The sequence below is a fragment of the Actinomadura sp. K4S16 genome, assembly GCF_008327685.1.
In the GTDB taxonomy this organism is placed as follows: Bacteria; Actinomycetota; Actinomycetes; order Streptosporangiales; family Streptosporangiaceae; genus Spirillospora.
In genome coordinates this window covers 231,753-251,156 of record NZ_BDDE01000016.1, presented here as the reverse complement: position 1 = coordinate 251,156, position 19,404 = coordinate 231,753, and the positions used below count along the sequence as shown (strand labels likewise).

Here is a 19,404-nt window from a genome sequence, read left to right as displayed (position 1 = left end):
CAAAGAACGATGAGCGACAAGAAAGAGATCAAGCCGTTCCGGGGGATGACGCCGGCCGAGGAGGCCGAGCATCACCTGGCCAACGCCGAGCGTTATGCCGAGTACATGGAGACCGCCACACCGATCCGGCTTGACCGCGTCGCCTTCCGGACCGATCAGGACGCGCGGGTGCGGCGGCGGTAGTAGGCGAGGGTGACGGCGGCGAGCAGCGGTCCCCATGCCACCAGCGGCGCGTAGGCGACCACGCCGAGCAAGCCCTGCCAGTTGTCGAAGTTGACGGGGAAGCCCTCCGGCAGCGGGCGTCCCTGGATGGTCTCCTGGAACACCAGGCAGTTCACGATGGAGACCGTCCACATCGCGGTCAGGATCGCGGCGCCCGTGAGGCCGGGGACCACGGCCGCCAGCACCGGCACGCGCCGCCCCCGCAGGCCCGGCACCCACCGCGGGAACACCTCGCCCCACCGGGCGATCAGACCGACGGCGGTGAACGCCACCGCCTCCGAGAAGATCGACAGCAGCACGACGTAGGCCTCCAGCGGCAGCCAGCCGGGCACGTCGCCCCCCGCGTCCCCCGTGTCGAGGCCGCCGTCACTGAGGATCGGCAGATGGAAGGCGAAGGCCGCAATCCGCCACAGGCCGGACGGCAGGACGGTGAACGGGACGGCCATGGCCGCGATCCGCGCCCAGCGCGGGACGCCCGCGACCGGCTCGTGGGCGGCGTTCCAGCCCGCGCGCAGCCGCGCGAACGGAACCGATGGCGTGCTCGCAAGGGTCATGGACCCACCATCACAGCCGCCCCGGCCCGGTTGATCACCCGCGAGCGCGAAACCCCTCCCCCGTACGGGGGAGGGGTGTTGGACCGGGCATGGTCCTCTCGGGCGGCACGCCTCTCGAACCCGCCGCTGATCTGCCGCGCGGCCTCAGGGTTTGCGGGCCAGAAGGCAGCCCGAGGGGATGGGGCGCTCGTTCTCCGCCGGCCGGCGCAGCAGCCGCGCCACCTCCACCAGTCCCGCCCGGGCGGCCAGCTCGGCCATGTCGTCGAGGGGCCTGCGGTAGGCGAGGGCGACCTTGTGGTCGAACGCCTCCGCCTCGCCCTCGTCGGTCGACTGGAACGCGAGCATGACGAGGCCGCCGGGTGCCAGCACCCGGTGGAACTCGGCGAAGGCCAGCGGGAGCTCCTCCGGCGCCAGGTGGATGGTCGAGTACCACGAGAGGACGCCCGCCAGCCCGCCGTCGGGGAGGTCGAGCGCCGTCATGTCGCCCTCGTCGAAACGCAGGTGCGGATGGTCGGCGCGGGCCCGCGCGATCATGCCGGGCGACACGTCGAGCCCGAACGCGTCCACGCCGAGGTCGTGCAGCAGCGCCGTCCCGCGGCCGGGGCCGCAGCCGAGGTCGGCGACCGGCCCCGCCGGGACCATCGCCGCGAACGCGCTGATCATCGCCCGGTCCAGATGGAGCTCGTCGAGCGCGTCGCGGAAGAGGTCGGCGTAGAGGTCGGCGATGGCGTCGTAGGCCTGCGGCACGGTCCCGGTCATGATCCCTGACGTTGGCATCCTCTCCGTCCTAAGGGACGGAGATTCCCTCCACGCTGCGCGTGGACCGCGCGGCGTCCGGGTAGGTTACCGCTTCACTGCGCGGTGCCGGGACGAGTCCCGGTCTTACCCGCGCTCGACGGTCGTTTAGCCTGTCCGCCTGCCCGGCGGCCAGGATGTTGATCGCGGCGTTGACGTCCCGGTCGTGCACCGCCCCGCACGGGCAGGCCCACGACCGGACGTCGAGCGGCATCTTCTGGTTGATCCGGCCGCACCGCGAGCACATGCGTGTGGAGGGGAAGAACCGGTCCACCCGGCCGAAGGTGCGACCGTGCCGGGCGGCTTTGTACTCCAGCATGGCGGTGAAGTCGGCCCACCCGGCGTCAAGGATGCTCCTGGCGAGCCGGGTCCGGGCCAGACCGGCCACGCACAGGTCCTCGACGTACACCGCTTGGTTGTCGCGGATGATCGCCGTGGACAGCTTGTGCTGCCAGTCCCGCCGGGTGTCGGCCACTCGCGCGTGAGCGCGGGCGACCCGCACGACGGCTTTCTTGCGGCGGTTGCTGCCCCTCTGCTTACGCGCCAGGTCTTGCTGCAGCCGCTTGAGTCTGCGGGCGGCGCGGCGCATGAACTTCGGCGCGGTCACCTTCGTGCCGTCCGACAGGACCGCGAAGTGAGTCAACCCCAGATCGATACCGATCTTCGACTCCACCGGCGGCAGGGGCCAGTCGTCGGCCGTGACGACGAACGAGGCGAAATACCGCCCCGCCGCGTCCTTGACCACCGTCACGGAGGTCGGCTCGCACGGCAGGCTCCTGGACCAGCGCACCGGTACATCGCCGATCTTCGGCAGCCGAAGACGGCCGTTGACCAGGACCTTGAACCGGGCGTTCCCGGTGAAACGGATGGCCTGCCGGTTGTCCTTGCGCGAGCGGTACCGGGGCGGAGCGACCGCGCGGCCCTTACGCCTGCCCGACAACGAGGCGAAGAAGTTGCGGTACGCCGTATTCAGGTCCGCCAAGGCCTGCTGCAACACCACGGCCGACACCTCGCCCAGCCACGCCCGGTCCTGGGTCCTCTTGGCCTCGGTGATGACCCGGCGGGACAGCTCCGCGTCGCAAATGTACTCCTCGCCCGCCTCGCGGGCCCGCTGGCGCAGCCTCAGACCGTCGTTGAAAACCACACGGGCACACCCGAACGCCCGAGCCAGCGCGACGCGCTGAGCAGCGTCCGGGTACACCCGGTAGTTGTACCGCAACTGCACGACCACGAGCGTATCGAGCCGGAGCTGCTTGCGGCAGGAGTTCCCCCACCTGGTGCACCACCACCGGGCCGGCAAGCTCTGGTCAGTTCCAGTACTTCGCCGTGCCCGTCGCCGGCGCACCGCTGAGCGTCGTCAAGCAGTACATCGACCAGCAGAACCGTCCCGGTCAAGGCACTGCCTGGGCCTAGCAGCCCTACCAGCGCGGGCCTTCACCCCGCCTGAAAGCCGGAGTACCGGCCCGCATTCAGGTAGCGGGCCTGGCGGGCGGCCGGGCCGGTCGGCGCGAGGCCGGACAGCCCCCGCTCCACCGCGGCGGCGGCGCGGCGGCAGAACGCCTCCGGCTCGTCGGCGGCGTCCGGGCGCTCGTCGACGAGCGCGTCCGCCAGCCCGCCGCGCAGCAGGTCCGCCGACCGGACGCCCTGCGCCTCGGCCATCTCGCCGGCCCGCGCCGGGGTCCGGTGGACGATCAGCGAGGCGCCCTCGGGCGGCAGCGGCGAGAGCCAGGCGTGCCGGGCCACCAGGACGCGGTCGGCGGGCAGGAGCGCCAGCGCCGCGCCGCCCGTGCCCTCGCCCAGCAGCAGGCAGAGCGTCGGCGCCGGAAGGGTGATCAGGTCGGCCAGGCAGCGGGCGATCTCGCCCGCGAGCCCGCCCTCCTCCGCGTCCGCCGACAGGACGGCGCCGGGCGTGTCGACCACGGTGACCAGCGGCAGGCCCAGCTCGGCGGCCAGCCGCATCCCGCGCCGCGCGACGCGCAGCCCGGCCGGGCCGAGCGGGTGGCCGCCGCGCCGGCCGCGCCGGTCCTGGCCCACCAGGACGCACGGCGCCGCGCCGAAACGGGCCAGGGCGAGCAGGAGGCCGGGTTCCGCCTCCCCCTCGCCGGTGCCGGAGAGCGGCGTCACATCCGTGGCGCCGTGGCGCAGCAGTTCGCGGACGCCCGGACGGTCCGGGCGGCGCGACCGCTCGATCGAGTCCCACGCCGTCCCCTCCGGGGGAACGCTCTCGGGCAGGGGCGCCGGAGCCGAGGGCGGCCGCCCGCACAGGACGTCCAGGGCGGCGGAGGCGACCTCCGCGAGATCGTCGATGGCCACCACGGCGTCCAGCAGGCCCTTGGCCGCCAGGTTCTCGGCGACCTGCACCCCCGGCGGGAACGGCTCCCCGTGCAGGCCCTCGTAGACGCGCGGCCCGAGGAACCCGATCAGCGCGCCGGGCTCGGCGGCCGTCACATGCCCGAGCGAGCCCCACGAGGCGAACACCCCGCCGGTCGTGGGATGCCTCAGGTAGACGAGGTAGGGCAGGCCTGCGGCGCGGTGTGCCATCACCGCGGCGGTGATGCGCGCCATCTGCACGAAGGCGGCCGTCCCCTCCTGCATGCGGGTGCCGCCGGAGGACGGCGCGGCGAGCAGCGGGAGGCCCTCGGCGGTGGCGCGCTCGACGGCCGCGACGATCCGGTCCGCGGTGGCGAGGCCGATCGAGCCCGCGAGGAACCGGAACTCCGACACGACGAACGCGACCCGGCGCCCCCGCAGCCGGCCCTCCCCGGTCAGGACCGCCTCGTCGCAGCCGCTGCGCTCGCGGGCGGCGGCGAGGTCCCCGGCGTACTCGGAGCCTGGCGGCGGCCCCCCGGCGGGCGGGACGTCCCAGGACGTCCAGGCGCCGCCGTCCAGCACGCGGCGCAGCAGCCCGCGCGCCCCGACCCGCTCCGTCACGGCGCCCCTTCCGTCGGCCTCCCCTGCATGATGACCTCACCCTGTGAACACCCGGCATGCGGGGTGGACACTGGTGGGGACCCCGCGCAGGAGGAGGGCACGTGTCCGAGGAGATCTGTTTCGCGTCCGCCCGCGACCTGGCGCGCAGGATCGCCGCCCGCGACCTGTCTGCGCGCGAGGTCCTGCAGGCCCATCTCGATCAGATCGAGCGGACGAACCCGCAGGTCAACGCCATCGTCACGCTGGTCGCGGAGCGGGCGGAGCGGCAGGCGCGCGAGGCCGACGAGCGGTTGGCCGCCGGGGAGCCGCCCGGCCCGCTGCACGGCCTGCCCGTGGCGCACAAGGACACCCACGCCACCGCCGGCGTCCGCACCACGTCCGGATCGCCGATCTTCGCCGACCACGTCCCGGACCGCGACGAACTGGTCGTCGAGCGGATCCGCGCCGCGGGCGCCGTCACCCTCGGCAAGACCAACACCCCGGAGTTCGCCGCCGGGTCCCACACCTTCAACCCCGTGTTCGGCCTCACCCGCAACCCCTACGACCCGTCCCGGTCGGCGGGCGGCAGCAGCGGCGGCGCCGCGGCCGCGCTGGCGTGCGGGATGCAGGCGCTCGCGGACGGCGGCGACATGGGCGGCTCGCTGCGCAACCCCGCGTCGTTCTGCAACGTCGTCGGGTTCCGCCCGTCGCCGGGCCGGGTGCCGTCCTGGCCGGTGCTCGCGGGCTGGTCGACGCTGGGCGTGCAGGGCCCGATGGCCCGCGACGTCGCCGACGTCGCGCTGCTGCTGTCGGTGCTCGCCGGGCCCGATCCGCGCAGCCCGATCGCGCTGGAGACGCCCGGCTCGGCGTTCGCCGTGCCGCTCGACCGCGACCTCGCCGGGCTGCGGCTCGCCTGGTCCCCCGACCTCGGCGGGACGATCCCCGTCGACCCGGCCGTCACCGCCGCCCTCGAACCGGCCGCCAAGGTGTTCGAGGAGCTGGGCTGCGCGGTCGAGGAGGCCTCGCCCGACCTGGCCGGCGCCGACGAGGTGTTCCGGACCCTGCGGGCCTGGCACTGGGACATCACCCTGCGCCCCCTGCTGGACGAGCGCCGCGCCGACTTCAAGCCCTCCCTCGCCGCGAACATCGACGCAGGCCGCTCGCTCACCGGCGCCGACCTCGGCCGTGCCGAGACGCTCCACACGGCGCTGTTCCACCGCGTCCGGGAGTTCTTCGAGCGCTACGACGCGCTGCTCATGCCGGTCAGCCAGGTCCCGCCCTTCGACGCCGCCGCCGAGTACCCGGAGGAGGTCGCCGGGCGGCCCATGCGCGACTACCTGGAGTGGATGCGGTCGTGCTACCTGATCTCGGCGACCGGGTGCCCCGCGCTGTCGGTGCCCGCCGGGTTCACCTCGGACGGGCTGCCGGTCGGGCTGCAGATCGTCGGCCCCCACCACGCGGACCTCGCCGTCCTGCGGATCGGCCGCGCGTTCGAGCGCGCGACCCGGCACGGCGAACGCCGCCCGCCCCTCGCCCTCCCCTAGGGCTCTTCGCGGGGGATGCGCAGGACGAACCGGGCGCCCCGGTCGCTGTCGGCGGCGACGAGCGTGCCGTCGTGCGCGCGGGCGATGTCGCGGGAGATCGTCAGCCCGAGGCCGGTGCCGCCGCGGTCGCGCTCGCGGCCCTCGGCCAGCCGGTGGAACCGCCAGAAGATCCGCTCGCGGTCCTCCGGCGCGATCCCGGTGCCGTCGTCGCGGACCTCCAGCACCGCGTCCGGGCCGTCCGCGGCCACGGTGATCCAGATCCGCGACTCCGCGTGCCGCTCGGCGTTGTCCAGCAGGTTCGTCAGCAGCCTGATCAGATGGGCCTCGGTGGCGCGGACCGTGACGCCCTCCTCGGCCGCGACCTCGACCGGGACCCGGCGGGGCCGTCGGCTCGCCTCCGCCCGGACCAGCTCGCCGAGGTCGATCCGCTCCCGCGGGACCTGCACGCCCGCGCCCAGCCGCGCCAGGATGAGCAGGTCGCTGACGATGCCCTGCAGCCGGTCGGCGTCGCCGAGGGCCGCCCGCGCGACCGCGGGCCAGTCCTCGTCCAGCGGCCGCTCCAGCGCAGCCTCCAGCTGGGTGCGCAGGCCGGTCAGCGGGCTGCGCAGCTCGTGCGAGACGTCCGCGACGAACGCGCGCTGCCGTGCGAGGACGTCCTCCAGGCGGTCCAGGGTCACGTTCACCGACTCCGCCAGGTCGGACACCTCGTCGTTCGGCTCCGGCACCGTGACCCGGCGGTCGGCGCCGCCGGTGATCTCCGCCAGCTCGGTTCGCATCACCCGCACCGGCCGCAGCGCCCGCCGCACCGACAGCGACACGATCCAGCCCACCGCGGCCGTCGCCACCAGCACCGTCACGGTGAGCAGTCCGACGAACACGCCCCGGTAGCGGGTGAACGTCGTGATGGGCGCGCCCGCGAAGACGATCCGCTCACCGAAACGGGTGTTCACCCGCTCGGAGACGAAGTAGACGTCGGACGTCTCCGTCCAATGCAGGGTGCGGTACTCGGGACGGCCCGGCTGCGGTGAGACCGGCACCCTCACCGGGCCGTGGCCGCGCAGGGGCTCGCTGGCCGCGAGAACGCCGCCCTCGCCGTCCACGACCTGGAGGAGGGGGACGCCGGGATCCTGGACGGGAAGCGTCCCTCTGATGTCGGTCTCGCGCACGTGCGTGGCGAGGTCGTTGACCGCGAGGGTGCCGCGGTCGTGCAGGCCCCCGTAGATGGTGCTGCGTAGGACCTGGTAGAAGAGCGTGACGCCGACGATCAGGAGGGCCGCGACGATCAGGGTCGCGGCGACGGTCACGCGGGTCCGCACCGACCAGCACGACGGCGTCAGCAGGTCCCCGAGTATCCGCACCCGGCGCCCCTCCCCCTTCCCGCTCGCACGCGGCGGCCGGCGCCGCGCCGCGTCGACGCGTCGGGGGGGTGACGCAGAACTGGTTCTTACCGGGCCATTGCCCTGCGAAACATCACCACATACCGGACCGGTGCCCGCGCGGGCGGCGCCTCCCACCCCTGGGGAGCCGCCCGCGCGGGCACCGCTTCATTCACTGTGCACGCCCCCGGTGCACTGGGTGCTACATCGACGTGACGATCACGTTTCGACCTTCCTCCGGAAAAGCCGCCATAATTCGCCGCCGAAAGGGGATGGGTGGACGGGAGAGACGGAAGGGGGGTGCTGGAGCACCGTATGGACACTGACTTCAGGCCACTCGAACCCGCCGACCCCCGAGAGGTCGGCGGCCATCGGCTGCTGGGCAGGCTCGGATCCGGCGGCATGGGAACGGTCTACCTCGGGGCCGACCCGGAGTCCGGCGGGCGCGTCGCGGTGAAGACGATCCACCCGCACCTCGCCGACGACCCGTCCTACCGGAGGCGCTTCCACGACGAGGCGAGCCTCGCGAGCCGGGTCGCCTCGTTCTGCACCGCGCGGGTCCTCGCGCAGGGCGAGGACGACGGACTCCCGTACCTCGTCACCGACTACGTGGGGGGCGTGTCCCTGCACGACCGGCTCGCCGCCGGCGGCCCGCTGCCGCCCGCCGACCTGCACGGCGTCGCCGTCGGCGTCGCCTCGGCGCTCGCCGCGATCCACGCCGCCGGCCTCGTGCACCGCGACATCAAGCCCGCCAACGTGATGCTCACCCTGTCCGGATGCCGCGTCATCGACTTCGGCATCGCGGGAAGCCAGGACGCGGTCGAGGAGACCGCCACGACCGGTCAGGTGTTCGGCACCCCTGGGTGGATCGCTCCGGAGGTCCTCGTCGGAGGGCCCGCCTCCCAGGCGGCCGACATCTTCGCCTGGGGCTGCCTCATCGCCCATGCCGGGACGGGGCAGATGCCGATCGGCGGCGACCCCGCGACCCTGCGCACCGCCGCCGGGGACGCCGACCTGTCCGGCCTGCCGGACTCGCTGGTCCCGGCCGTCCGGTGGGCGCTGGCGGAGGACCCGGCGGACCGCCCCACCGCGACCGACCTCCTGCTCGCCCTCGTCGAGCAGCCGCAGCCGCAGGTCGCCGGACGCCTCACGCCGCCGCCCGCGGCGGCGCAGGAGGCGCCCCTGCACACCGCGCCCGCCGCACCGCGGTCCTCCTTGACGCCGCGCTCCCGGCGGCGCCCCGTCCCGGGCGCCCCGACGCCGTTCCGGTCCCGGGATTCCAGCGCCGAGGACACCAGGGCGTACACACCGCTCGGCGTGGCCGACGCCACGACGTCCACCCGGACCCGGCTGCTCGCGGGCGCCGGCGCCGCGGCGGGAACGCTCCTGCTGGGCGCGATCGTCCTCGGGCTCACCGGGGCCAAGGCCGATTCCCCCGCCCGGCCGGGCGCACCGGCCCCGTCCGCGCCGGCGGTCACCGACGCGCCCGCGAAGAAGAAGCCGACCGCCATCCGGGTCGGATCCTCCAAGCGGCCCCCCGCGAAGGCGGTCAAGCAGAAGCCCAAGCAGAAACCGCAGGAGAAGAAGCACAAGCCGGTTCCCAAGGCGAAGCACCCGGCGAAGCACGGCAAAGCGAAAAGCAAGCACAAGCACTGAGCAGGTAGGAGCACGGTGCCGGCTCGGCAGGCGCGAACCCGTCAGGTGCGCCAGATCAGGACGAGGGCGCAGTCGTCGTCGCGGGCCGCGGCCATCGTCTCCACCAGTTCCCGCGCGCCGCTGCCGAACCCCTGCGGGACGAGCCGCTCCGCCTCACCGAGGAGCCGGTCGATCCCGGCGTCGAGGTCGCTGCCCGGCGACTCGACCAGGCCGTCGGTGTAGAGCAGAAGCGCGTCGCCCGGCCGCAGCTGCCCCCGCTCGGGGACGCAGTTCAGGTCGGGCACCACGCCGAGCACGACGCCCTTGGCGGAGCTGACCTGCCAGGCGCCGCTGCCCGCGTCGAACTGGACGGCCGGCGGATGCCCCGCCGACTCGACCCTGTACTCGCCCGTGCGCAGGTCGACCACGACGTGCACGGCCGTCACGAAGCCCTCGTCCCACCGCTGGCGCTGGAGATAGGTATTGCAGGCGGGCAGGAAACTCCCGGGCTGGACCGATCCAAGCAGGCCCCCGAAGGCGCCCGACAGCATCAGCGCCCTCGTGCCGGCGTCGGTCCCCTTCCCGGAGACGTCGACCAGCGCGACCTCCAGCGTGTCGCCGTCGGAGGCCGACACCACGAAGTCGCCGCCGAACGACGAGCCCCCGGCCTGCAGCATCACGACCTGCGAGTTCCAGCCGTCCGGCAGCTCGGGCATCTCGCCGTGCCGGCGCAGCCGGTCGCGCAGCTCCAGCAGCATCGAGTCGCCGCGCAGGCCCTGCACGCCGAGCTGCTGGCGCGTCCGGGCCAGGGTGAGCGCGAGCACCGCGGTGATGGCCAGCGTCGCGATCATGCCGGGCCCGATCGCGGCGACGTCCTTCCAGGCGTTGTAGGCGGCCATCGCGACCACGACGCCGAGGAGGGCGACCAGGCTCCGCACCTTCAGCAGCAGCCCGCCGACCACCACGATCAGCACCAGCGCGCCGGACGGGGCCAGCCCCCGCGAGTCGCCGGACGCCAGCCCGATCGCGACCGCGAGCAGCGCCAGCGCGGCGAAGACGTACCGATCCCTGGTGAGAGAGCCCCGTCTCAGCCACCGGTAGAGCACGACCAGGAACGGGATCTTGCGCAGCACGGCACGCACTCGCGGCGGGAGCAGCTGCACCAGACGTTGAAGCATGACTCCGGCACTGTACCGAGCAATGCACCCGGAGGGTCAGTATCCGAGGGCACCAGTGACCCGGTGTAACGATCATGCTACGCGAAAACGGGGTAAATGTGGCCTTGCGACTATCTCGGAAGGAGCGGCCCATGGTGCAGCCGGGCATGCGGATCACGGTGGACGCGGCGATGCGGGCCCGCGACGTCTCGCGCCCGCGCCCCGCGGGCGGGGAGCCGCCCGCCGCCGACCCGGGGACCGCGGCCGCGTCCGGAACGGGCGGGGGGAAGGCCGGCGACACCGCCAGGCGGACCAGGGCGGCGAAGAACGAGCGGCGCCGCCTCGACAAGCGCGGCCCCCGCAAGCCCCCGGAGAACGGGCGCTAGCCGGACGGCTCCGGGCGCTCAGCCCTCGCGCGGCAGCGGGGGCAGCTCGCCGGTGTGCTCGTAGGCGCCGAGCATCCTGATCCGCCGGGTGTGGCGCGGCTCCTTGGAGTAGTGCGTCCCGAGGAACAGCTCCACGAAGCGGGTCGCGGTGTCGAGGTCGTGCTGCCGCGCCCCGAGAGCGATCACGTTCGCGTCGTTGTGCTCGCGGGCGAGCACTGCGGTGTCCTCGTTCCAGACCAGGGCGGCCCGCACCCCCCTGACCTTGTTCGCGGCGATCGCCTCGCCGTTGCCGGAGCCGCCGATCACGACGCCGAGGCTCCCCGGCTCCGCCGCCGTCCGCTCGGCCGCCCGCAGGACGAACGGCGGGTAGTCGTCGACGGCGTCGTACACGAACGCGCCGCAGTCGACGGCCTCATGCCCGTTCTGCTTCAGCCAGGAGACCAGGTGCTCCTTCAGTTCGAAGCCGGCATGGTCGGATCCAAGAAACACGCGCATGGGCCCGATTGTCGCAGGCCCGCGACGTGCACGCGCGAGCGGGTCAGGTGTCGTCGTCCCGCCTGCGGTCGATCATCGTCCGGTCGGCGAGGTCGAGGTCGTCCTCCTCGGGGGCGTCCTCCGGCGCGTCCCCGGCTCCGCCCTCAGGCTCCTCCGGGCCGTTCTCGGCCTTCTCCTGGCCGTCCTTCGGCTCCTCCGGCCCCTTCGGCCCCTTCGGCGCCTCGTCCGGCTTCTCCTGCCGCCCGTCCGGCTCCTCTTGCCCTGCGGGGGCCTCCTGCTCCTGCGGAGGCGCGGAGGGCTGCGGCGGCACGGACGGCACACCGAACCGGCCCGGCTGCGGAGGCTGCCCCGGCTGCGGGGCCTGCTGGCCGGGCCCGGCGCCCCACACGGGCTGCTGCGGCTGCCCCTGCGGCGGGACGTAGGGGACGGCCGAGGGGTGCGGCTGCATCTGCTGCGGATAGGGCTGCTGCGAATACGGCTGCTGCGGCATGCCCTGCGGGCCCGGGTAGGGCCGGGCCGGAGCGTACGGCTGCTGAGGCAGGGCTCCGCCCCCGCGCGAGCGGGCGAGGAAGAACCCGCCCAGGGCGCCGAGCCCGGCCAGCCAGCCGAACGCGAAGCCGAAGGAGGCGCCCTGGCCGACCGTGCTGCTGAAGGTGCTGCCGAACGGCGTCTCCCGGAACTCGAACGCCCAGCGGGTGAGCGGCGCGGCCACGATCCCGGACACGCCGCCCGCCACGACCGCCGCCCACCAGCCGATGATCAGCGCGCCGAACGGGCCGCGCTCCGGATCGGCGAGCCGGGCGCCCGCCATCACGAGCGCCACCAGCACGCCGAAGAAGACGAGCAGGCTGAAGTCGTCCAGGACCACCTGCTTCACGTCCAGGCCGCCCGCGGGGGTGATCCGCCAGGCGAGCGTGAACAGCCACGTCACCACGGGCCCGATGCCCTCGTCGTACTTGATGTGGCTCTTGTTGATCTCCTCGACGACCCACTGGTTTCCGAAGACCAGGGCGAGGAGGGCCATGGGGACCACCGCGCCGCCCGTCATCGCGAGCATCCGCCGCATCGTCATGGCGGGCAGGGTAGTGCGGTTTCGTCTCCGCCGGTAGGGCCCGGACTACCCGCGGTAGGCACTACGAGGCGGGGACGGGGAAGCGGAAACCGGGGTCGACCTGGGCTTCGAGGTCCTCCCCCACGGCCCGGCTCGCCCAGCTCCGCGCGTTCTTGACATGGAACTCCACGGCCTGCCGCTGGAACTCGTCCCAGTCCTTGGCGCACCCGTCCACCTCGGCGCGCATGCGGTCGAGGGCCGCGACGTTGCCCTCCTCCAGGTCGACGCCGCGCCGGCCCTGCTCCAGCGCCCGGACGGCGGCGGACTGGCCGAGCCACGTGAGCAGGTCGTCGCCGACGTGCTCGCGCAGGTAGGCGAGGTCCTCCTCGGACTGGACCTTGTTGCCGACGACGCGGATGGCGACGTCGTAGTCGCGGGCGTACTCGGTGTACTGCCGGTAGACGCCGACGCCCTTGCGGGTGGGTTCGGCGACCAGGAACATCAGGTCGAACCGCGTGAACAGCCCGGAGGCGAACGTGTCGGCGCCGGCGGTCATGTCGACGACGACGTACTCGCCGGACCCGTCGACGAGATGGTTGAGGTAGAGCTCCACCGCGCCGGTCTTGGAGTGGTAGCAGGCCACGCCGAGGTCGTCGTCGTTGAACGGGCCGGTGGCGAGCAGCGTGACGCCGTCCACCTCCTGGCCGGCCTCGTGGAACGGGTCGTCGCCGCGGAACCGCAGCAGCCGCGACCCGGCGCCGGGCGGGGTGGTCTTGACCATCGCGGACGCCGAGGAGATGCGCGGGTTGTCGCCGCGCAGGTGCTCCTTGAGCGCGGCGAGCCGGTCGCCCAGCGCGGGGATCTTGGCGGCGCGGCCCTCGTCCAGCCCCAGCGCCACGCCGAGATGCTGGTTGATGTCGGCGTCGATCGCGACCACGGGCAGCCCGAGCCCGGCCAGATGGCGGACGAACAGCGCCGACAGGGTCGTCTTGCCGCTGCCGCCCTTGCCGACGAACGCAACCTTCACGAATGCCCCCATTCTGGGTATGAAAATCGTTTCCACGGTCAGGACAACGAGTCTGGCGGAGCGTCGCCGGGGAGGCAAGCGGAACGGCGGAAGTGCCGGCGCGGGGCCGGCGCGCAGGTCAGGGCGCGGTCAGCGCAGGGCGGCCGCCGGGTCGAACCCGAACGGAAGCTCCAGGCGGTGCGCCGCGAGCAGCTCGGCGTCGGTGAGCAGGTCGCGGGTGGGGCGGTCGGCCGCGATGACGCCGCCGGCGAGGATCACCGAGCGCGGGCACAGCTCCGCCGCGTACGGGAGGTCGTGCGTGACCATCAGGACCGTCACGTCCAGGCTCAGCAGGATCTCGGCGAGCTCGCGGCGGCTCGCCGGGTCCAGGTTGGAGGACGGCTCGTCCAGCACGAGGATCTCCGGCTCCATCGCCAGGACGGTGGCGACCGCGACGCGGCGGCGCTGCCCGAAGCTGAGGTGCTGCGGCGGGCGGTCGGCGGCGTCGAGCATGCCGACGCGGGCCAGCGCGTCGCGCACCCTGCGGTCGAGGTCGGGGCCGCGCAGGCCGAGGTTGGCCGGGCCGAACGCGACGTCCTCCCGGACGGTCGGCATGAACAGCTGGTCGTCGGGGTCCTGGAAGACGATGCCGACGCGGCGGCGGATCTCCCGCAGGGCCTTCCTGTCCTTCGGGTCGACCGCGAGGCCGCCCACCCGGACCTCGCCCAGCCCGCCGTGCAGGATGCCGTTCAGGTGGAGGACGAGCGTGGTCTTGCCGGCGCCGTTCGGTCCGAGCAGCGCGACGCGCTCGCCGCGCCCGACCGTCAGGTCGACGCCGAACAGCGCCTGCGTGCCGTCGGGGTACGCGTAGGCGAGGCCCTTCACCTCAAGCGACGGGGTCATGGGGTCATCCAAGCAGCCAGCGTGACGAGGGCCGCGGCCAAGGGCAGCGCGGCGGCGGCCGTCCACTGCGCGGCGGTCGCGCCCACGGCGTCGACGACCGGCATCCGGCCCTCGTATCCGCGGCTCACCATGGCCAGGTGCACGCGTTCACCGCGCTCGTAGGAGCGCAGGAACAGGGCGCCCACGGACTTGGCGAGCACGCCGGTCGCGCGGATGTCGCGCGCCTCGAAGCCGCGGGACGCCCGCGCGACCCTCATCCGTCCGAGCTCCGCCGCGACGACGTCGCCGTACCGCAGCATGAAGGTGGCGATCTGCGTGATGAGCTGCGGCATCCGCAGCCGCTCGATGCCGAGCAGCAGCAGCCGGGGCTCGGTCGTCGCGGCCAGCAGGATCGAGGCGACGACGCCGAGGGTGCCCTTGGCGAGGATGTTCCAGGCGCCCCACAGCCCGCTCTCGCTCAGCCTCAGCCCCAGGACGGCGACCTTCTCACCGTTCGCGACGAACGGCATGAGGAAGGCGAACGCGACGAACGGCACCTCGATCACGATCCGCCGCGCGACCGTCCCGAACGGGATCCGGGCCGCCGCCGTGACGGCGGCGAGCAGCAGCGCGTACACGCCGAACGCCCAGATCCGCTCGCGGGGGGTGGCGACGACGAGCAGGACGAACGCCAGGACGGCGACGAGCTTGCACTGCGGCGGCAGCCGGTGCACCGGTGAGGCGCCCGGCACGTAGAGCCGGTGCGCATGGCCCGCGCCCATCAGCCCTTCCGGGCCGGCTCGGACGGCGCCGTGTCGTCGTGCTCCGGGGCCGTATCCGCGGTGGCGGGACCGCGCCGCCGGACGGCCCAGAACAGCCCGCCGCCCACGAGGAGCACGGCGCCGACGCCGATCACGCCGGACAGCCCGCCGGACAGCCGCGCGTCGTCGACGCCCTTGACGCCGTAGTCGCCGAGCGGGGAGTCCTTGAACGAGTGGTCCTTCTCCTTGGCGCTGATGCCCTTGTCCTCGGCGACCTTCTCCAGGCCGTCCGGGCTGGCGCTGGCGTAGTAGCTGACGATCCCGGCCAGGACGAGCGAGACGAGCAGGAACCCGGCGAGGAAGCGCTTGGTGGTCATCGTTTCCTCCTCAGGCCCGGGACGGCTCGGGTTCGGCGGCGTCGCGGCCGGCGGTGCGCAGTTCCAGCGGCTTCATCAGGCCGCGCGCGCCGTGCACGAGGTCGGGCCGGACGGCGAGCACGCTCGACACGGTCACGGCGGTGATCAGCGCCTCGCCGATGCCGATCAGCACATGGACACCGATCATCGCGGCGGCGACCTTGCCGATCGAGACGTCCGCCGTCCCGCCCGCCGCGTAGATCAGGGTGAAGGCGACGGCCGCGGCGGGCACCGAGACGACGGCCGCGGCGAACGCGGCCCCGGACACCGAGGCGCGCGACTTGGGCAGCACCCGCAGCAGCAGCCGGAACAGCCCGTAGCCCGCGACCACGGTGACCAGCGCCATCGTGGTGATGTTGACGCCCAGCGCGGTGAGGCCGCCGTCCGCGAACAGCAGCGCCTGCATGAGCAGGACGACCGAGACGCAGAGGACGCCGGTATAGGGCCCGACGAGGATCGCGGCGAGCGTCCCGCCGAGCAGGTGGCCGCTCGTCCCCGAGGCGACCGGGAAGTTGAGCATCTGGGCCGCGAACACGAACGCGGCCGTCAACCCGGCGAGCGGCGCCGTGCGGTCGTCCAGTTCGCGCCGGGCCCCGCGCAGCGCGACCCCGACCCCGGCCACCGCGACGGCGCCCGCCGCGATCGAGACCGGCGCGTCGATGAATCCGTCCGGTACGTGCACGACTTGACCACCCCTACCTCTTCGCAGCTAGCAGGACCAGTTTGTCGGCATTCACGTGGTTGTTGCAACATGCTCGCAATAGCAACCCATGTGTGGCTCACCGGGAAGGCCGGGGCGCGCGGGGCCGCGGCCGCCCGTCCGCACGGGCGGCCGCGGCCTTCGCTCAGTCGAAGCTGGGGTCCTCGGTCCTCGTGCGCTTGAGCTCGAAGAAGCCGGGGGTGCTCGCGACCGCCAGCACGCCGTCGAAGAGCTTGACCGCGTCCTCGCCGCGCGGGATGGGCGTGACGACCGGGCCGAAGAAGGCGTGGCCCTCGACCTCGATCACCGGGGTGCCGACCTCCTGGCCGACGCGGTCGATCCCGTCCTTGTGGGAGGCCCGCACGGCGCCGTCGTAGTCGGTGGACTCGGCGGCGTCCGCGAGGCCCGGGTCGAGCCCGGCCGCCGTCAGCGACGCCTCGAAGAAGGCGCGGTCGAACTTCTGCCGCTCGTGGTGCCTGCGGGTGCCCATCTCGGTGTAGAGGCGTCCGAGCACCTCGGGGCCGTACTTCTGCTCGGCGGCGATGCACACGCGCACGGGCTTCCACGCGTCGGCGAGCCCCCGGCGGTAGTCCTCCGGGATGTCCTTGTCCTCGTTGAGGACGGCCAGGCTCATCACGTGCCAGCGGACGTCGATCGGCCGCTGCTCCTGCACTTCCAGGATCCAGCGGGAGGTGATCCACGCCCAGGGGCAGAGCGGGTCGAACCAGAAGTCCACCGGTGTGGGAACGTCCTCGGGCAACGTCGCCTCCTAGAAAGTGTCCATGTCTCCCATGCCACAACCCGGGGGTCCCCGTCCCGATTCCCCTCGGCGAGAGGCCGCCGAAGACCGTGGCGGACGGGCCGATCGGCCGTCCGGTTGGTAGACATGAGGGCACCAAGCCTTTAAGCCGACCAAGGAGTTCATGTGGCAGGCAACCTCACGCGCGACGAGGCGCGGGAACGGGCCCGGCTGCTCAGCATCGCGTCGTACATGGTCGACCTGGACCTCACGACGGGTGAGGAGCGGTTCGGTTCCACCACCGCCGTCAGGTTCGGGTGCGCCGAGCCCGGCGCGTCCACCTTCATCGACCTGCACGGCGCCGTCGTGCGGGAGGTGACGCTGAACGGCAAGGCCCTGGACCCCGGCTCCTACGACGCCGAGAAGGGCCGGATCCCGCTGCCCGGCCTGGAGGCCGACAACGAGCTGCGGGTCGTGGCCGACTGCGCGTACTCACGGTCGGGTGAGGGCCTGCACCGGTTCGTGGACCCGGTCGACGACAGCGTGTACCTGTACTCGCAGTTCGAGACCGCCGACGCGCACCGCATGTTCACCTGCTTCGACCAGCCCGACCTGAAGGCCACCTTCGAGCTGACCGTGAAGGCGCCGCAGGACTGGCAGGTCGTCACCAACGAGGCCGCCGAGACGGCCGAGGGCGGGACGTGGCACTTCCTGCCGACGCCGCAGATCTCCACCTACATCACCGCGCTCGTGGCCGGGCCGTACCACGTCGTCCGGGACGAGTACCGCCGCGAGGACGGCACCGTCATCCCGCTCGGCGTGTACTGCCGCGCCTCGCTCGCCGAGCACCTCGACGCCGACGCGATCGTGGACGTGACCCGCCAGGGCTTCGGCTACTTCGAGAAGGTCTTCGGCCGCCCGTACCCGTTCTCCAAGTACGACCAGCTCTTCGTGCCCGAGTTCAACGCGGGCGCCATGGAGAACGCGGGCTGCGTCACGTTCCTGGAGGACTACGTCTTCCGGTCCCGGGTGACCGACGCGGCCTACGAGCGGCGCGCCGAGACGATCCTGCACGAGATGGCGCACATGTGGTTCGGCGACCTCGTCACCATGCGCTGGTGGGACGACCTGTGGCTGAACGAGTCGTTCGCCACGTACATGAGCGTCCTGTGCCAGGCGGAGGCCACCAAGTGGAAGGGCTCGTGGACGACGTTCGCGAACCTGGAGAAGGCGTGGGCCTACCGGCAGGACCAGCTGCCCTCCACGCATCCGATCTCCGCCGACATCCCCGACATCCGCGCGGTGGAGGTGAACTTCGACGGGATCACCTACGCCAAGGGCGCGTCCGTGCTGAAGCAGCTCGTGGCCTATGTCGGCCTCGAGAACTTCCTGGAGGGCGTGCGGCGCTACTTCGACCGGCACGCGTGGGGCAACACCGTCCTGACCGACCTGCTGGGCGCGCTGGAGGAGACGTCCGGCCGCGACCTGGCGTCCTGGTCGAAGGAGTGGCTGGAGACCGCCGGCGTCAACACGATGCGGCCCGAGTACGAGCTCGACGCCGACGGGAACTTCTCCTCGTTCGCCGTGATGCAGGAGGCCAAGGCCGACTACCCGACGCTGCGCGCCCACCGCCTCGCCATCGGCCTGTACGACAGGACCGCCGACGGCCTCGTCCGGCGCGACCGGGTCGAGCTGGACGTGGTCGGCGCCCGCACCGAGGTCCCGCAGCTCGTCGGCAAGAAGCGGCCCGACCTCGTCCTGGTCAACGACGACGACCTCACCTTCGCCAAGGTGCGGCTCGACGAGCACTCCTTGAAGACGCTGGTCGAGGACATCGGCGAGATCACCGAGAGCCTGCCGCGCGCGCTGTGCTGGTCGTCGGCGTGGGACATGACGCGCGACGCCGAGATGGCGACGCGCGACTACGTCCGGCTCGTCGTGAAGGGCATCCGCGGCGTCACCGACATCTCGGTCACGCAGACGCTGCTGCGGCAGGCGCGCACCGCCGTCCAGCAGTACGCGGACCCGGCGTGGCGCAAGGAGGGCCTCGCCCTGATGGCGGACACGCTGTCGGAGCTGGCCCGCGAGGCCCGGCCCGGCTCGGACCTCCAGCTCGCCTACACGCAGGCGTTCGCCGCGTCCGCCGTCACCGGTGAGCACCTGGCGTTCGTCCAGGGCCTGCTGGACGGCTCGCAGGTCCTCGACGGCCTCACGGTCGACACCGACCTGCGCTGGGCGCTGCTGCGCCGCCTCGTCGTCACCGGCAAGGCGGGCGAGGCCGAGATCGACGCCGAGCACGAGCGGGACCGGACCGCCGCGGGCGAGCGGCACGCCGCCGCCTGCAAGGCCGCGATCCCGACCGCCGAGGCGAAGGCGGCCGCGTGGGAGCGGATCATCGCGGGCGACCTGCCGAACGCCGTCTACCGCGCGACGCTCGGCGGCTTCGTGGAGCCCGACCAGGCCGAGCTGCTCGTCCCCTACGTCGACGAGTACTTCGCCGAGGTCGGGCGCGTGTGGAAGGAGTGGACCAGCGACATGTCCCAGACGTTCGCCGAGGTCGCCTACCCCTTCCTGGTGATCGAGCAGTCCACGGTCGACCGCACCGACGCCTACATCGCGGAGAGCGACCCGCCGGCGGCGCTGCGCCGGCTGCTGTCGGAGGGGCGCGACGGCGTCGCGCGCGCCCTGCGCGCCCGTGCGAAGGACGCCGCCTCCACCTGACCGGGGGGTGTGGGGGTTGCCCCCACAAGGCAATCGCCTGACCGGGGGGTGTGG

At 73.2% G+C, this 19,404-nt stretch carries 19 protein-coding genes; 5 read left to right on the top strand and 14 right to left on the bottom strand.

Annotated features, from left to right (window positions below; all coding sequences use genetic code 11):
* The first annotated feature begins 9 nt into the window (after positions 1 to 9).
* A complete protein-coding gene (locus K4S16_RS44460; RefSeq protein ID WP_160161022.1) occupies positions 10 to 183 on the top strand; it encodes a hypothetical protein in 174 nt (57 codons plus the stop codon).
* On the opposite strand, the gene K4S16_RS25075 is transcribed toward K4S16_RS44460, so the two are convergent.
* The 4 genes from K4S16_RS25075 to K4S16_RS25055 all read right to left on the bottom strand — a co-directional run bounded on the left by K4S16_RS25075 (position 156) and on the right by K4S16_RS25055 (position 4,502).
* Positions 156 to 776: a hypothetical protein gene (locus K4S16_RS25075; protein WP_149261471.1), complete on the bottom strand. Its 621-nt coding sequence runs from the start codon at positions 774 to 776 to the stop codon at positions 156 to 158. The genes K4S16_RS44460 and K4S16_RS25075 overlap by 28 nt on opposite strands.
* A gap of 144 nt (positions 777 to 920) precedes the next feature.
* Positions 921 to 1,535 carry a class I SAM-dependent methyltransferase gene (locus K4S16_RS25070; RefSeq protein ID WP_200842094.1) on the bottom strand — a complete coding sequence of 205 codons (615 nt, stop codon included), beginning with the start codon at positions 1,533 to 1,535 and terminating at the stop codon, positions 921 to 923.
* A 28-nt stretch (positions 1,536 to 1,563) separates the two neighbouring features.
* Positions 1,564 to 2,796 carry an RNA-guided endonuclease TnpB family protein gene (locus tag K4S16_RS25065; RefSeq protein ID WP_149261469.1) on the bottom strand — a complete coding sequence of 411 codons (1,233 nt, stop codon included), beginning with the start codon at positions 2,794 to 2,796 and terminating at the stop codon, positions 1,564 to 1,566.
* Between the two features lie 209 nt (positions 2,797 to 3,005).
* Positions 3,006 to 4,502 carry a carboxyl transferase domain-containing protein gene (locus K4S16_RS25055; protein WP_149261468.1) on the bottom strand — a complete coding sequence of 499 codons (1,497 nt, stop codon included), beginning with the start codon at positions 4,500 to 4,502 and terminating at the stop codon, positions 3,006 to 3,008.
* A gap of 56 nt (positions 4,503 to 4,558) precedes the next feature.
* Between K4S16_RS25055 and K4S16_RS25050 the strand changes: the two genes are divergently transcribed.
* Positions 4,559 to 6,025, top strand: coding sequence for an amidase (locus K4S16_RS25050; RefSeq protein ID WP_149261467.1), 1,467 nt, complete (start codon positions 4,559 to 4,561; stop codon positions 6,023 to 6,025).
* Here K4S16_RS25050 and K4S16_RS25045 read toward each other — a convergent pair.
* On the bottom strand, positions 6,022 to 7,383 hold the full coding sequence (locus K4S16_RS25045) for a cell wall metabolism sensor histidine kinase WalK (protein WP_160161021.1): 1,362 nt from the start codon (positions 7,381 to 7,383) through the stop codon (positions 6,022 to 6,024). The two genes, K4S16_RS25050 and K4S16_RS25045, sit on opposite strands and share 4 nt — an antisense overlap.
* Positions 7,384 to 7,716: 333 nt before the next feature.
* Here K4S16_RS25045 and K4S16_RS25040 point away from each other — a divergent pair, with 333 nt between their 5' ends.
* Complete coding sequence (locus tag K4S16_RS25040; RefSeq protein ID WP_149261465.1) at positions 7,717 to 9,057, top strand: serine/threonine-protein kinase; 1,341 nt, start codon at positions 7,717 to 7,719, stop codon at positions 9,055 to 9,057.
* A 41-nt stretch (positions 9,058 to 9,098) separates the two neighbouring features.
* Here K4S16_RS25040 and K4S16_RS25035 read toward each other — a convergent pair whose 3' ends face one another.
* A complete protein-coding gene (locus K4S16_RS25035) occupies positions 9,099 to 10,214 on the bottom strand; it encodes a PP2C family protein-serine/threonine phosphatase (protein ID WP_149261464.1) in 1,116 nt (371 codons plus the stop codon).
* A 131-nt stretch (positions 10,215 to 10,345) separates the two neighbouring features.
* Here K4S16_RS25035 and K4S16_RS25030 point away from each other — a divergent pair, with 131 nt between their 5' ends.
* Positions 10,346 to 10,579, top strand: a complete 234-nt coding sequence (locus tag K4S16_RS25030; RefSeq protein WP_149261463.1) for a hypothetical protein — start codon at positions 10,346 to 10,348, stop codon at positions 10,577 to 10,579.
* Positions 10,580 to 10,597: 18 nt separating this feature from the next.
* On the opposite strand, the gene K4S16_RS25025 is transcribed toward K4S16_RS25030, so the two are convergent.
* The 8 genes from K4S16_RS25025 to K4S16_RS24995 all read right to left on the bottom strand — a co-directional run bounded on the left by K4S16_RS25025 (position 10,598) and on the right by K4S16_RS24995 (position 16,650).
* The gene (locus K4S16_RS25025; RefSeq protein WP_149261462.1) at positions 10,598 to 11,074 is read right to left on the bottom strand and encodes a ribose-5-phosphate isomerase; all 477 of its coding nucleotides are present in this window, start codon (positions 11,072 to 11,074) and stop codon (positions 10,598 to 10,600) included.
* 43 nt (positions 11,075 to 11,117) lie between these two features.
* The gene (locus tag K4S16_RS25020; RefSeq protein ID WP_149261461.1) at positions 11,118 to 12,146 is read right to left on the bottom strand and encodes a hypothetical protein; all 1,029 of its coding nucleotides are present in this window, start codon (positions 12,144 to 12,146) and stop codon (positions 11,118 to 11,120) included.
* A 61-nt stretch (positions 12,147 to 12,207) separates the two neighbouring features.
* Entirely contained in the window at positions 12,208 to 13,152 is a 945-nt protein-coding gene (locus K4S16_RS25015; protein ID WP_200842093.1) for an ATP-binding protein, read from the bottom strand.
* Between the two features lie 129 nt (positions 13,153 to 13,281).
* Complete coding sequence (locus K4S16_RS25010; protein ID WP_149261459.1) at positions 13,282 to 14,034, bottom strand: energy-coupling factor ABC transporter ATP-binding protein; 753 nt, start codon at positions 14,032 to 14,034, stop codon at positions 13,282 to 13,284.
* Entirely contained in the window at positions 14,031 to 14,795 is a 765-nt protein-coding gene (gene cbiQ, locus K4S16_RS25005) for a cobalt ECF transporter T component CbiQ (RefSeq protein ID WP_149261458.1), read from the bottom strand. The genes K4S16_RS25010 and cbiQ overlap by 4 nt, the downstream gene beginning before the upstream one ends.
* Positions 14,795 to 15,151, bottom strand: coding sequence for a PDGLE domain-containing protein (locus K4S16_RS45170; protein ID WP_200842092.1), 357 nt, complete (start codon positions 15,149 to 15,151; stop codon positions 14,795 to 14,797). Before K4S16_RS45170 ends, cbiQ begins: the two co-directional genes overlap by 1 nt.
* A 10-nt stretch (positions 15,152 to 15,161) precedes the next feature.
* Positions 15,162 to 15,872 (bottom strand): energy-coupling factor ABC transporter permease, encoded by a 711-nt coding sequence (locus tag K4S16_RS25000; protein WP_200842091.1) that lies wholly within the window; start codon positions 15,870 to 15,872, stop codon positions 15,162 to 15,164.
* Between the two features lie 163 nt (positions 15,873 to 16,035).
* On the bottom strand, positions 16,036 to 16,650 hold the full coding sequence (locus K4S16_RS24995) for a DsbA family protein (RefSeq protein WP_149261457.1): 615 nt from the start codon (positions 16,648 to 16,650) through the stop codon (positions 16,036 to 16,038).
* 165 nt (positions 16,651 to 16,815) lie between these two features.
* Between K4S16_RS24995 and pepN the strand changes: the two genes are divergently transcribed.
* Positions 16,816 to 19,350, top strand: coding sequence for an aminopeptidase N (gene pepN / locus K4S16_RS24990; protein WP_149261456.1), 2,535 nt, complete (start codon positions 16,816 to 16,818; stop codon positions 19,348 to 19,350).
* Positions 19,351 to 19,404 lie beyond the last annotated feature (54 nt).